This is a genomic window from Streptomyces sp. A5-4 (assembly GCF_051131715.1).
In the GTDB taxonomy this organism is placed as follows: domain Bacteria; phylum Actinomycetota; class Actinomycetes; order Streptomycetales; family Streptomycetaceae; genus Streptomyces.
Genome location: NZ_CP178591.1, coordinates 92,922 through 106,866 on the forward strand (window position 1 = coordinate 92,922; position 13,945 = coordinate 106,866).

Consider the following 13,945-nt stretch of genomic DNA (forward strand, 5'->3'; position numbering starts at 1 on the left):
CGGGTGGGTGCGAGGCCGGAGCGGCGGGTGCCTTCGCTCAGGAAGCCACGAAGGCGCGCACCCCCTGCGAGACACCGTCATCGCCGAGCAGTTCGTTGTGGTCCAGGCAGCCGGCCGCGTTGTTGGTCGCGCCGCTGAGGAGCACGCTGCTGTCCGGGTTGATGACCTCGTCACAGTTCGACCACCAGGTCGCGTAGTTGACCGAGCCGGGCGTCTCATCACCGTCGGCGAGTTCGTCCTGTACGTACGATCCCGGGCTCATGTCGCGGCATGCCTGATTCCAGGTCACACAGGCCCAGGAGATGTACGTGCCGTGATTGGGGCCGCCGAGCGAGACCCAGTCGTCGACCGTCGAGGTGCCGCCGCGGTACTTCACGTACCAACGGGTGACCAGGCTGCCGAAGGAGTGCGCGACCACGTCGACCTTCGTGGCACCCGACTGGGCGAAGACCTCGTCGACGTACGCGTCGAACTCGCCGGCGAGAACCTCGTTCACGGAGTTGCTGCTGTCGTAACCCCAGGTGAACAGCTCGGCATCGGTGTATCCATCGGCTTTGAAATCGTCGCGCAGGCCGCCCCACACGCTTGGGTCGGCGTTGTAGCCATGGACGAAGATCACCGGGTTCCGGGCGGCTGTGGACTGCTCCGGCGGCGCCGCCGAGGCGGTGGGCGGGATGAGGAGCGCGGCCGCCAGGGCGAGCAGTACGGCGGAAATGAGCGTAACGATTCTGGTGCGGACCGTCGGCACGGATTCCCCTCACTCTTGTTACCCACGAGTGTTCGGAAGAATGGTGAGGCCAGGACCGATACTCCTGCGCTGAGCCCGGTCGTGAGCCGGATCCTCGCGAGCTCACGCAAACCTGCATGATCACCACTCCAAGCGGCGAAAAACCCTCTCGCCGTCAAGATCCACCGGCACTGCGAGCCCGACAGGCGAGCGATCCCAGATCGCGAGCGCGCGGACAACTGATTCGGGTACCGGGCGCTTGTCGAGATGACGGTCCCGCCGGTGATTCTGCTGGATTGAACGCTAGGGAACGATCACGGTCCGGGGAGTCTAGGTTCGATCATTGCAGGGACGGCGGTGACTCCTGCTGCCCAGCATCACCAGTCGTGACTGTTGAGTGTCTTTCAGGAGATCCGATAACCCAGTGCGAACACTTCACTGGGGAGCCGTCAGCGCAGGAGCTGGAGAACGCAAGGCAGCGGGCGGCGGGCAGTGCCCACCCTGCGACCCGCGAGTGCCACGGCAGGACCGTCATCAGACCGATCGGCGAACCGGGGCCTGAAGAGGGCGCTGGGCCCGCCGAACCAATAAGCAGACGGCAGCGTCTATACAGCTTGACGATCAGTGAGGCACGTTCAGCGCTACAGGAGGCTTCGTCTTGGCGGCACCGCTTCTTCCTGGCGACCCACGGCAGTTGGGCACCTTCTATCTCGACGGCCGACTCGGCGCGGGCGGTCAGGGCGTGGTGTACGAGGGGTACGCCGCCGACGGAGAGCGGGTGGCCGTCAAGGCTCTCCACGGGGTGAGCGACAGCGACCGGGACATGCTCCGCAAGGAGACCGAGGCCTGGCGCCGGGTGGCGCCCTTCTGCACCGCGAAGATGCTCCACGCCGACCTCGACGGTCCGATCCCGTTCGTCGTCAGCGAGTACGTAGCGGGCTCCGATCTGCGGCGCACGCTCGACATCGGCGACCCGTACGAACCGGAGGAGCTTCGCCGTCTGGCGATCGGTGTGGCCACGGCGCTGGTGGCCATCCACCGGGCCGGCGTGGTGCACCGGGACCTCAAGCCCGAGAACATCCTCCTCGGCCCCGACGGCCCGCGGGTGATCGACTTCGGTATCGCCCGGATCATGGAGGGGACCGCCACTGCCGGCCTGCCCATGGGCACCCTTCGCTACATGCCGCCCGAGCGTTGCCGCGGCGAACACGGCGACGGCAAGGTCGACGTGTGGGGCTGGGCAGCCGTCGTCGTGTTCGCCGCGACCGGCCGACACGCCTTCGACGGCGAGAACGCATTGGCTCTGACGTATCAGGTCTCCACCCACGAACCCGACACCTCGATGCTTGCGGAACCGCTCCGTTCGCTGGTAGCGGCCTCGCTGTCCAAAAAACCTGGGGACCGGCCGACATCAGAGCAACTCCTGCTGTCCCTCGTCGGCCGCGCAGACCTGGCCGATGTCGTGCGGGGGGCTGCCCCCGGAATCCCGCTCAAGCCTGACGAGCCCTCCCGCTCCGAAGTGGCCAGGGTGGTGTACGACCGTCTCGGAAACACGGCACGGGAGGCCACCCCTCGGGTGTTGCTGCGCCTGGTCGCCCCGGGCGAACGCGCCGAGGACACACTGCGCTCGGCGCGCAGAACCGAGTTCTCCGACGGCCAGACTCCGGAGCAGGTCCTGGAGGAGGTGCTTGAGGCGTTCACCGGGGCCGGGATCCTGCTCTGGGAGGGCGAGAAGGTCGCGTTGTCCAGCGCCGCCCTGATCCGGGCCTGGCCCCGACTGCGCGGGTGGGTGGAGGCCGAACGCGCCGGCCTGGGCGTCCATCAGCGCCTGTCCGAAGCATCCCGGGCCTGGGACGACCACGGCCACAAAAAAAGCGACTTGCTGCAGGGAACGGCCCTGGACCGCGCAAGGGACTGGGCCGCGACAGGCCGCCGCCATCTGACCCTCAACGACACCGAACGCGACTTCCTGGACGCCGGATCGGGACTGGCTCGCCACCGTGGCAGGTTACGCGTCCTGCTCAGCGCCGTCCTGTCCGTCCTGCTGGTCATCGCGGTCGGAGCCGCAACCATCGCCTTCGACCAACGGCAGACCGTCAGCATCCAGCGTGACCGCGCCACCTCCGCCCAGGTGGCCGGCACAGCCCAGTCACTTCGCCGCACCGATCCCGAACTCGGCCGACGGCTGGCTGTGGCTTCGGCACGCCTGGCCGACAGTCCCGAGTCCTGGTCGGCCCTGCTTGCCCTGCGCAACCAGCGGGAAGACGATGCGCTCAAACTGCCAGGCTTCGTGGCGACGGAATCAGATCTCGACAGCACCGGGCAGACCTACGTAGCCGCCGCGGGCACCCGCGTGGAGTTCTGGAACGTCCAGAGCCGCAGGAAGACCGGTTCCTACACCGCCCCGGCCAGGGTCCACCAAGTGGACCTTTCCGACGACGGCAGGACGGCGATCGTCAGCACCGATGACGGATACACCCGCCTGCTCGACGTCTCCACCGCCCGCCTGCGCAGCACTCACACCTATCCCACCGTCAAGGAGAGCACCGGACTCTGGCCGAGGGCCGCACTCAGCCCGCTGGGCACCTACCTGATGGCCGAATCGATCGAAGCGACCGACACCGCCATAAAGACCACGATGGCGATCTGGGACACGCGCACCGGCCGCAAGTTCATCACCATGAGTTCCCTCGGACCCGTCTCCTTCTCGGCGGACTCCTCGTTCTCCCCGGACGAACGCATACTCTCCGTGCCCGACGGCGCCAAGGGGAAGCGGTTCACCTGGTTCGACACACACACCAAGAAGAAGCTGCCCGTCCCCCTCCCCTACGGGGTCAAGGCCGCCGATATCCAGGGGCCCGCGGTGTTCAGCCCGGACGCGAAGTCCGTGGCTCTGACGCTCAAGGGCGGCAAGATCAACGTGTTCCTCCGACACCTCAAAGAACCGCTCGGCACTGAGCTCAGGGGCGCCGAGGACCCCAGCGCCTATCCCCTCCACTTCAGTCACGACGGCCGGTTTCTCGTACGGAACGCCATCGTCTGGGACACAGAAGCGTTGTGGGCATCCGAGCCTGTCATGCGCTACGCGACCACCCAGAGCGAGTGTCACCCTCTGACGGCCCTGCGTTTCACGGCCGACAACTCGAAGCTCCGGTGCGCCGGAACCGACGGCGTCGTCCGGTCGCTCGACATCCATGCCTTCACCAAACCCCCCGAGTCGACCGGTGAGTACTACCAAGCGAGTGCGGTGAGTCTGGACCGGCGCACCTTCGCGCTCAGCGATGGCGACGGCATCGAAATCTGGTCCACGCCGTCACGGACCAAGCGTTCCACCGTGACCTCGGTCGCGGGAAGTAGGGGGCACAGCGTGGAGGAGATCCAGCTCAGCCGCGATGGCCGGTTGCTTGCCGTTGTCGCCGATACCCAAGTCGAGATCTGGGATACGGCCAAGAAGAAGCCGGCGTTGCTGGGCAGCCTGTCCATCCTCGAAAAGGACAAGCCCGACGGAGCGGCGCAGCCGTACCCATTCGCACCGGACAAGAGGGTCGCGTTCTCACCGGACAACAAGTCACTCGCCGTCCAGGTCGTGAAAGCCCAGACCAACACACTCACGTTCTGCGACTTGACCACCATGCGCCAGCTCCGCAAGGTGCAGGCCGACCTCGGCTACCCCAGCAACGGAGGGGCCGTCTTCTTCCAGCCCGACGGTAAGTCCGTGATCGCCGCCCCGAACCTCGGCAGGGTCGCGTTCCCCTCCGGCCGGGTCATCACCAAGGGCGCCTCGACCTTGGAGGTGGACTCCATCAGCGACGACGGCGCAACGATCTACACCTACCCTCGTCGATTCAGGCCCTACATCCGGCTCTGGGACGCTCGGACGCTCCTACCCGAAGGAAACGACCTGCGCACGGGCGCCGTAGCCGCTGCCTTGTCCACGCCGGAAGGGGCCACCGCTGCCTCGTCCGACGGCCGACTGTTCGCCACGGTCCACCAGTCCGGACCCCACTACCAGATCAAGGTATGGAACAGCCGCACCCGGACGCAGCTCGGCGCCCCGCTCACGGCGTACAACGACGAGATCGTCGCACTCGCGTTCGCTCCAGACGGCTCGACACTAACCAGTGTGGACAAGCGCGGCAGATTCTTCACTCACGGCATCGCCCCTGCGCAGCTGATCCGAGACCTCTGCGCCAAGTCAGGCCCTCTCACGGAACAGGAATGGAAAACCCACATCCCCGACGTCCCCTACCGCAAGACATGCTGACCTGGTGGAAACCAACCAGCCTACGTCGACGGCCCGCTTCCCGACGCGGCGGCGGGCCCTGCTTCCACGGCCGACCCGGTCCGCGGTCGGCGGGGATCAGGGTTTCGAGTTCCTCGCGTAGGGCGACGACGCTCCGGCCGCGGAGTTCATCGGGGCCCTGCGGCCCGGTACCGCCGGCCCTGCCTCATCGGTCGTGATCACCGCCTGGATGCGGTCGCGGAGGGCGGGGTGTATTTCAGGCCCCCACGTGCGCGAGCAGTTCATGGCTGTTGAGCTGGAGCGCAGCGGCGGTCGGGCGGCGACGAGGCAAAGGCCCATACGTGGCGTGAGACCTCCGGCCAGTTCTTCGTAGCCCTGGACGTAGGTGATCGGGACGGCAATGGCGCAGGCTGTTCCCACCAGGTCGATTGTGCGTCCGACCCATCGCCGCAATCTGTTCATCGGCGGCGGGTAATGGGGGTTCGACGGATTTCGTCCAGTAGGGGAAGGGCCCCGGCCTTGGCCTCCACCCCTCATCTCGGAGCCGGAGAAACTCCGGGTGGTGACGGGCGTAGCCCAGGCGGTGGGGCGCCAGGCGCCGCCACGCCGACCGGCCACGCCTCATGGCGATCCAAGTGAGCCCAGGCAGGCAGGCCACAGTCGCCCAGATCACTGCGGCCGTCCGCTCGCCGGTCGAGGTCGGGAGAGTGCCGAGGAGTCTGTCCAGCTGGCCACTGGCGGCGTAGGCGAGTAACGCGACCATGGAGAGTACCGCCGCGGTCTGCTCGATCTGATATCCGGTGTGACAGCGGGGGCAGCGTGGCACATGCACGATTTCACGGCGCCACGTGGTGCGCAGGACGACGATCCACGGGGTCATCGCGGTGTCGGCGCCCTGGTGCAGCCCCAGGACACGGTCGTGCCGTGACGCCGGTGTGGCATTCCCGCAAAACCAGCACTCTCGCACCACAGGCTCCCTCGCCCCTACGACCCGTACCGTGGATCCGTCCGGCGGGCTGCGCCTGCCGGGCCTTCTCCCCTTCGAGCCGGGCGCCGGGCCTCACGTTCGCCACACGCCCGACCGTTCCTCAGCCTTCCCGCAGTGAACGTCCCCGTCGAGGAACAGTCACCAGGACAACCCGCATCCGCCGAAGATGATCGCGGAAGCCTCACCGCGTGGTCGCCGGACCGCTGATGGTGAATTCTGGTCTTCTCCCCCGGTGTTGGGGTCGCAGCGGAGCTGCTCAGCCGGCTTCTCCTACCGTGGCTCCGTCCCGGTCTGCCAAGGCCCGAGACGTGCGCCGTGTCGACCCGGCTTGATACGGACGTGCGCAGCCAGCGGGAGTGGGGGCGCCCACTTCGCGAGCTTCGCCACCGACCACTGTGGCGCGTGCAACCCCCGGCCGGCCGTTGAGGAATGCCGCAGCCGCTCCGCCCGTTGATGGGCGGTCACCCCCTGCTCAGCGAGCAGCCGGTCGCGCGCCGGTGTGCGTCGGTCCGACGCGGTCTGCCCGAGCGATGTCCAGGTGCGGGAAGCGCCATTCCGTGCGGCTGCGCAGCGTCGCTCCGGGGCGCAGCACGGTGCTGGGGTGGTCGGGACGGTTGGGCGAGTCGGGCAGGTGCTGGGTCTCCAGGCAGACAGAGCCGTGGCGCTGGTGGCGGCGGCCCGTGCCGTCGGTGAACGCGCCGTCGAGCTGGTTGGCGGTGTAGACCTGGAGGCCGGGTTCGGTGGTCCACAGCTCCAGGGTCCGCCGGTCGCCGGGGGCGGTGAGGCGGGCCGCCCGGCGCAGGGTGGCGGGAGCGGCGGGGTGCAGCACCCAGCAGTGGTCGAAGCCTCCGGCGCGGCCCAGTTGTGCGTCCGGGCGGGCAAGGGGCTCGCCGATGGGCCGCGGGGCGGTGAGGTCGAACGGGGTGCCGTTCACCGGGGCCGGCGGGCCTTCGGGGATGCCGTCGTGGTCGATGGGGAGGTAGTGGCCGGCGTCGACCTGGAGGGTGTGGCCGAGGATGTCGTCGGCGCCGAGGTTGAGGTAGGCGTGGTGGGTGAGGTTGACGATGGTGGGCCGGTCGGTGACGGCCGTGTAGTCGACGGCGAGGGTCCCGGTGGTGTCCAGGGTGTAGGTGACGGCGACGTCGAGCGCGCCGGGGAAGCCCATGTCGCCGTCGGGGCTGTGCAGGGTGAGCCGGAGGACAGCGGTGGTGTCGGTGCGGTGTCCCGCAGGCTGCCAGACCTTGGTGTGGAAGCCGTCGGGGCCTCCGTGCAGCGCGTGGCCCCGGTCGTTGGCGGGGATGTGGTGGGTGATGCCGTCCAGGGTGAAGCGGCCGTGGGCGATGCGGTTGGCGTACCGGCCCACGACCGCCCCGAAGTACGGGTTCTTGTCGGTGTAGTCGTCCAGGGCGGGCAGGGAGCGAACGACCAGGCCGGGGGCGCCGACGGTGTCCGGGACGGTGAGGCTGTGCAGGACACCGCCGTAGGTGAGGATCTCGGCCCGGACGCCGGTTTCCGAGTCGAGGGTCCAGAGGTCGACCTCCGTCTGCCCGTGGGCGCGGCCGAACGGTGTGCGGTGCACGGTGGGCATGTGGAGTTCCTTGAGGTGCGGTCCGCCGGGCGGGAGGCGCGGAGCGTCAGCGGGCGGCCTGTCCGGGGGTGGTGGATTCGCGGACGATGAGGCGGTAGCCGGGCCGGGGCCGCCGGGGTTCGGTGACCGGGGTGCCGGCCAGGCGCTCGACAAGGCTGTCGACGGCGAGTTGGGCGATGGCCGCCTTGTCCGGCGCGATGGTGGTGAGGGTGGTGGCCCCGTAGCGGCTCTCCTCGATGTCGTCGAAGCCGACGACCGCGATGTCGGACGGGATGCGCAGACCCCGTTCGGTGATGGTGCGCATCGCCCCGATCGCGATCAGGTCGTTGTACGCGAAGACGGCGTCGGGCCGGTCCCCCCGGTCGAGGAGCGAGGCCATGGCCGCCGCGCCGTCCTCGCGGCCGTAGCCGTCGGTGACGACGACCAGGGACTCGTCGGGTTCGATGCCCGAGGCCGCCAATTCCTCGCGCCAGCCGCGCAGCCGCAGATGGGCAGGTTGGCGCTCGCGGCCGGTGCGGGAGCCGAGGAAAGCGATTTTGCGGTGGCCGAGGCCAATGAGGTGGGCCACGGCCGCGCGGGCCGCGGCCACGTTGTCGATGGCGATGTGGTCGTACGGGGCCTCGTACTCGCGCTCGCCGAGCAGCACCAGCGGTGCCGTCTCGGTGCGGGCCATCAGGTCCTCGGTCTCCAGGTGGATGGGGCTGAGGATGAGGCCGTCGATGACGTGGGACCGAAACCCCTGGCTGACCAGCAGCTCCTTGTCGCGCAGGCCACCGGTGTGGTCGACCAGGACGGTGTAGTCGTGCCGGGCGGCGGCGTCGACGACCGCGCCGGCCAGCTCCGCGAAGTACGGGTTGCCGAATTCGGGGACGGCCAGGGCGATGATGCCGGTGCGGCCCTTGCGCAGGTGGCGGGCGGTGAGATTCGGCCGGTAGCCGAGCTCGTCGATCGCCTGCTGGACCTTGGCGCGCATCTTGGGGGTGATGTGCTGGTAGTTGTTCACCACGTTCGACACGGTCTTGATGGACACGCCCGCCCGGGCAGCTACGTCCTTGAGGCTGACGCTCACAACACTCCTTGTACGTGGTTCGACTCGGCCCGGTCGGTGCGGTTCAGGTGGATCTCCGGCTGCGTGCGAGGTAACGCTGCGCCACCACGACAACGATAAGGAAGCCGCCGCTGACCACTGATTGGTACGAGGAGTTGAGCGAGCCGATCTGGTTGATGAGGTTCTGAATCACCGCGAGCAGCAGGACGCCCCACAGGGTGCCGCTGATCGAGCCCGCGCCGCCGATGAGGAGGGTGCCGCCGATGACGACGGCGGAGATCGCGTCGAGTTCCATACCAACGCCGACGATGGTGACGCCGGAGGACAGACGGGCGGCGCTGAGCGCTCCGGCGAGTCCGGCGAGCAGTCCGCTGAGGGTGTAGACCAGGATCTTCGTGCGCGCGACGGGCAGGCCCATCAGGGTGGCCGCGTCGCTGCTGCCTCCGACGGCGAAGAGGGTCTGCCCGAACGAGGTCCGCTGAAGCAGCAGCCCACCCGCCCCGAAGAGGGCCAGGGCGATGAGGATCGGGTAGCCGAACCCCCAGACGCTGCCCTGGCCGAGTTCGGCGAAGGCCGAGTCCTTGGGCACCAGGTAGGTGGTGGCCCCTTCGTCGGTGAAAGCGAGCAGCATGCCCCGCGCGGCGAGGAGGGTGGCGAGCGTGACGATGAAGGGAGCCATGTTCGCGCGGGCGATGAGTAGCCCGTTGAGCAGTCCGATCGCGCCGCAGACGGCCAGGGGCACCAGCAGCGCGGCGAAGAAGCCCCATTGCGAGGCCCAAGCCGCCAGCACACCGCCGAGGGCGAAGACGGAGCCGACGGACAGGTCGATGCCGCCGGTGATGATGACCAGGGTCATGCCCAGGGCGACAACGGCGAGGAAGGACGCCTGGACGGTGACGCCGCGAGCGTTGTCGAGGGTGGCGAACGTGGGGTAGACGAACGAGGCGATGAGGATGACGGTCAGCAGGACCGCGAGTACGCCCTGGCGCTGGAGGAGTTCGCCGATACGCGAGCCGGTGGTGCGCTCGGGGCGGGGTTCGGGCCGTGAGGGGGCGTTCTTGAGCGGCGCCGGGGCCTCGGTGGCGGACACGGGGGCGGGTGAGGTGTTGTTCATCGGGACCTACGCTCCCGGGCGACGTAGACGGCGGCGATGATGATGGCCGCCTGGGCGATCTGTGCGGTGGAGTCGGGCAGGTCGTGCTTGACGAGAGTGGCGCGCAGCAGCTGCATCAGCAGGGCGCCCGCGACGGTGCCGAGCACCCGGATGGAGCCGCCGCCCAGCGGGGTGCCGCCCACGACGACGGCCGTGATCGCGGAGAGTTCCATGAGAGTGCCGAGCGAGGACGGGTCGCTGGCGGTGAGCCGGGCGGTGGCGAGGATGCCGGCGAGGGCCGCCATCACTCCGCACAGCATGTAGACGCCGATCAGGACCCGCTTGACGGGCAGTCCTGACAGGGCGGAGGCCGCGCGGTTGCCGCCGATGGCGACGATCTGCCGTCCGAAGGTGGTGCGCTGCACCAGGAACGCGACGGCAAGCGCGAGCACGCCGGCGATGAGGACGACCAGGGGAATGCCGAGGAAGGATCCGGTGCCGAGCGCGAGGATGTCCGGGTTGACTATCTGCTTGAGCTGACCGTCCGCCATCACCAGGGCAAGTCCCCTGCCGCCGACGAACAGGGCGAGGGTCGCGACGATGGGTTGCAGCCCCACGAGGGAGACGAGCGTGCCGTTGATCGCGCCGACCACCGCTCCGGCGAGCAGCGCGATCAGCAGCGCGGGTACCAGACCGTAGCCGAGGTAGAGCGGCAGCAGGGCTGCGGCGAGCGCCATGGTCGAGCCGACGGACAGGTCGATGCCCTCGGTGCCGATGACCAGGGCCATGCCGAGCGCGACGATCACGATCGGCGCGACCTGGACGAGCTGGGTGCGCAGGTTGTCGGCCGTCATGAAGTGCTCGGTGAACAGCGCGTTGAACAACAGCACGACGCCGACGGCCGCGTACACCCCGTACTTCTGGTACCAGGCTGGATCGCGCAGCCGGGCCGGCGGCTTCGCGGGGCGGGTCAAGGTGGCCTGGGTCATCGGGGGTCCTCCTGGGCGGCCTGGGCCTTGCCCCCGGGATGGGGCGTGTGTTCGGCGAGCACTTCGAGCAGGCGGCTCTCGTCCACCTCGTCGCCGGCGAGTTCACCGGCGACCGCTCCGCCGCGCAGGACGACGATGCGGTCGGCGCCCTCGATGAGCTCCTCGATGTCGGAGGAGATCAGCAGGACGGCGAGCCCTTCACGGGCGAGGTCGTCGATGAGGCTCTGCACCTCGGCCTTGGCACCGACGTCGATGCCGCGGGTGGGCTCGTCGAGCAGCAGCACCTTGGGCTCCAGGCAGAGCCAGCGGGCGAGCAGCACCTTCTGCTGGTTGCCGCCGGAGAGTTCGCCGACCTTCTGCTCGGGGCTGGAGGCCTTGATGCGCAGCCGTTTCATGAAGATGCCGACGATCCGGTCCTGCCGGTCGCGGGAGACGATCCCGCCCCGGGAGAGCCGGGGCATGGCGGCGAGCACGATGTTCTCGCGGACCGAGAGTCCGGGGACGATGCCCTCGGCCTTGCGGTCCTCGGGGAGCATGCTGATGCCGGCGCGGATGGCGGCGGCGGGGGTGGGGCGGCCCAGGCGCTTGCCGTCGACGGTTATCTCACCGCCGTCCAGAGACAGTGCGCCGGTCAGCGCCTTCGCGGTCTCGCTACGGCCGGAGCCGAGGAGTCCGCCCAGTCCCAGGACCTCACCGGCGTACAGCGACAGCGAGATGTCGTGCAGTTGGTGGCGGCGGGCGAGGCCTGTGGCGGTGAGGACGGGGACGCGGGCCGCGTCGTGGCCCGCGGCGTCGAAGCCGGTGAGGCCGTCACGCCGGACCTCCGCCATGTCGCGGCCGAGCATCATCGACACGAGCTGCATGCGTTGCAGGCCGGCCAGGTCGCCGGTGTGGATGTGGCGGCCGTCGCGCAGGACGGTGACCCGGTCGCAGATGCGGTAGAGCTCGTCCATGCGGTGGCTCACGTATAGGACGGCGATGCCTCCGCCGCGCAGGTCCTCGATGACCCGGAAGAGGGTCTCGACCTCGCGGGGCTCCAGCGACGAGGTGGGTTCGTCCATGATGACGACCTGGGCCTGTACGGACACGGCGCGGGCCAGCGCGACCATCTGCTGGGTGCCGATGCCCAGGGTGTGCAGGGGCCGCCGGGGGTCGACGCGGACGCCGAACCCGTCGAGGAGTTCGGTGGTTTCGCGGTTCATCCGGGCGAAGTCGATGAGCCCGAGACGGTTCTTCGGCTCGCGGCCCAGGAAGATGTTGCGCGCCACGCTCATCAGCGGGACGAGGTTCACCTCCTGGTAGATGGTGGAGATCCCGGCCTGCTGCGCTTCGAACGGGCGGGAGAAACGGACCGGCTCGCCGGCCACCCGCACCTCGCCCTCGTCGCTCTGGTAGACACCGGTGAGCACCTTGATGAGGGTGGACTTGCCGGCCCCGTTCTCGCCGACGAGCGCGTGGACCTCCCCCGCGCGCAGCGAGAAGGAGACGCCGTCCAGGGCGACGACGCCCAGGAACCGCTTGCTCACCGAGCGCGCTTCGAGCACGGTCGCCGCCGCGGCACGGCCGCCCGCCCCGGCGGTCTCCGCATGCTGGGGTGTCGCTTCGGTTGGTGCCATGAATCCTGGCCTTTCGGTGTTACGGGAGTGGGGCTGGGCCGCCGCGAGCGCCGAGACGGTCGCAGCGGCCGGCCTCCGGTGGGGTCAGTACGCTCCGCCGAGTGATTCCTTGGCGTTGGCCTCGTCGTACTCCCGGTCGGTGATGATCACGTTCTGCGGGATCACTTCACCGGCGTAGAACTTCTGCGCGGTGGCGAAGGCCAGCGGGCCGAAGCGCGGGTTGGACTCGATGACCGCGTTGTACTCCCCGTTGACCAGGGCCTGGACGGCGTTGCGGGTACCGTCGATGGAGACGATCTTGATGTCCTTGCCGGGCTTCTTCCCAGCGGCCTTGAGGGCGGTGATCGCACCGAGGCCCATCTCGTCGTTCTCCGCGTAGACGGCGGTGATGTCGGGCTTGGACTGGATGAGCTGCTCCATGACCTGCTGGCCCTTGTCGCGGGCGAACTCGCCGGTCTGCTGGGCGACGATCTCCAGGCCGGGTGCCTTGGCCTTGACCTGGTCGACGAAGCCCTTGGTGCGGTCGGTGGTGACCGTGTTGCCGGAGGCGCCGAGCAGGATGGCGACCTTGCCCTTGCCGTCGGTGGCCTTGATCATCGCGTCGGCGGCGCGCTTGCCCTGCTCGACGAAGTCGGAGCCGAGGAAGGCCACGTAGTCCTTGCAGGCCGCGGAGTTGACCGTGCGGTCGATGGTGAGGACCGGGACCTTCTTGGCGGCCGCCGCCTTCAACGCGGGCTCCAGGCCGTCGGAGTTGAGCGGGGCGACGATCAGGAACTGCGCGCCCTGGGACAGCATGTCCTGGATGTCGCTGATCTGCTTGGACAGCTGGGACTGGGCGTTGGTGGTGAGCAGCTTCTTGACGCCGATCTTCTTGGCCTCGTCCTTGATGGACCGCGTCTCGGCGATCCGGAACGGGTTGGCCTCCTTCTCCGACTGGGAGAAGCCGACCACCGCGTTCTTCAGGTCCAGCTTCGGCGCGCCGTAGGTCTTCAGCGAGCAGCCCGAACCGGACGAGGAATCAGGGGACTTGGCCTCCTGGGCCCCCTGGCTGCTGTCGCCGCCCGCGTTGCTGGAGGTCTCCGACTTGGCGCAGCCGGCGGCGGCCAGCGTGACGGTGGCGGTGAGGAGGCAGGCCACGGCGAGGGTACGGGATCGACGCTGGATCATCATGCGCGGAACGCTCCTTGGCGGGTTGACGGCACGCTGATCGGCGTGCGGTCGGGCGTGCGGGAGGAGGCATCGGCCGCTCGGCGGCTGACGTCATTGCATTGCTCACGCCCCTGCTCCGTGCTGCGGGAACAGCGGTCGTGAAAGCCTGCACGGTCTGTCGGCGACTCGGTTTACAACGTTATATATCCGGTGCGCCACGGGCGGCAAGAGTGCTGGCGATGCGTTTCCAAAATGTGTCGGACGACCACGGGGCTCGCGCGAGGGAATCCATCCGCCGTACGGCACTGGGCCTGTGCAGAGTCTGGACACCGGCCCGACACCGTGCTGTCATACCGCCGGACGCCCATTTTCCAACGTTGAAAGAACCGCTGCCGTCCGTCACCACACCACGCGACGGCGCCCTTCGGCATGCGCCCCGCCGACCGCCCCACCGCTCCCCCGGCCGGACAGCCCCCCGCCCCACGCCCGGCAGCAGCCCGCTCA

Annotated in this window: 8 protein-coding genes; 1 reads left to right on the forward strand and 7 read right to left on the reverse strand. The window is 68.9% G+C overall.

From position 1 onward, the window contains the following. Positions 1-37 precede the first annotated feature (37 nt). On the reverse strand, positions 38-748 hold the full coding sequence (locus tag ACLLJJ_RS00480; protein ID WP_434587230.1) for an esterase/lipase family protein: 711 nt from the start codon (positions 746-748) through the stop codon (positions 38-40). Between the two features lie 637 nt (positions 749-1,385). On the opposite strand from ACLLJJ_RS00480, the gene ACLLJJ_RS00485 reads away from it, so the two are divergent. Next, entirely contained in the window at positions 1,386-4,991 is a 3,606-nt protein-coding gene (locus ACLLJJ_RS00485; protein WP_434587232.1) for a protein kinase domain-containing protein, read from the forward strand. Positions 4,992-6,430: 1,439 nt separating this feature from the next. Here ACLLJJ_RS00485 and ACLLJJ_RS00490 read toward each other — a convergent pair. From ACLLJJ_RS00490 to ACLLJJ_RS00515, 6 genes are all read right to left on the reverse strand, one after another. Continuing rightward, on the reverse strand, positions 6,431-7,546 hold the full coding sequence (locus ACLLJJ_RS00490) for an aldose epimerase family protein (RefSeq protein WP_434587235.1): 1,116 nt from the start codon (positions 7,544-7,546) through the stop codon (positions 6,431-6,433). A 46-nt stretch (positions 7,547-7,592) separates the two neighbouring features. Beyond that, entirely contained in the window at positions 7,593-8,615 is a 1,023-nt protein-coding gene (locus ACLLJJ_RS00495) for a LacI family DNA-binding transcriptional regulator (RefSeq protein WP_434587237.1), read from the reverse strand. A 43-nt stretch (positions 8,616-8,658) separates the two neighbouring features. Then, complete coding sequence (locus ACLLJJ_RS00500; RefSeq protein WP_434587238.1) at positions 8,659-9,708, reverse strand: ABC transporter permease; 1,050 nt, start codon at positions 9,706-9,708, stop codon at positions 8,659-8,661. Further along, positions 9,705-10,676 carry an ABC transporter permease gene (locus ACLLJJ_RS00505; protein ID WP_434587240.1) on the reverse strand — a complete coding sequence of 324 codons (972 nt, stop codon included), beginning with the start codon at positions 10,674-10,676 and terminating at the stop codon, positions 9,705-9,707. Before ACLLJJ_RS00505 ends, ACLLJJ_RS00500 begins: the two co-directional genes overlap by 4 nt. Further along, positions 10,673-12,292, reverse strand: coding sequence for a sugar ABC transporter ATP-binding protein (locus ACLLJJ_RS00510; RefSeq protein WP_434587242.1), 1,620 nt, complete (start codon positions 12,290-12,292; stop codon positions 10,673-10,675). The genes ACLLJJ_RS00505 and ACLLJJ_RS00510 overlap by 4 nt, the downstream gene beginning before the upstream one ends. Before the next feature lie 84 nt (positions 12,293-12,376). Further along, entirely contained in the window at positions 12,377-13,462 is a 1,086-nt protein-coding gene (locus ACLLJJ_RS00515; RefSeq protein WP_434587244.1) for an ABC transporter substrate-binding protein, read from the reverse strand. Between the last annotated feature and the right edge of the window lie 483 nt (positions 13,463-13,945).

What these genes read in the sequence shown, in the direction of transcription:
- ACLLJJ_RS00515 (WP_434587244.1), bottom strand. Translation starts at nt 13,462, where the DNA reads ATGATGATCCAGCGTCGATCCCGTACCCTCGCCGTGGCCTGCCTCCTC.
- ACLLJJ_RS00505 (WP_434587240.1), bottom strand. Translation starts at nt 10,676, where the DNA reads ATGACCCAGGCCACCTTGACCCGCCCCGCGAAGCCGCCGGCCCGGCTG.
- ACLLJJ_RS00510 (WP_434587242.1), bottom strand. Translation starts at nt 12,292, where the DNA reads ATGGCACCAACCGAAGCGACACCCCAGCATGCGGAGACCGCCGGGGCG.
- ACLLJJ_RS00490 (WP_434587235.1), bottom strand. Translation starts at nt 7,546, where the DNA reads ATGCCCACCGTGCACCGCACACCGTTCGGCCGCGCCCACGGGCAGACG.
- ACLLJJ_RS00500 (WP_434587238.1), bottom strand. Translation starts at nt 9,708, where the DNA reads ATGAACAACACCTCACCCGCCCCCGTGTCCGCCACCGAGGCCCCGGCG.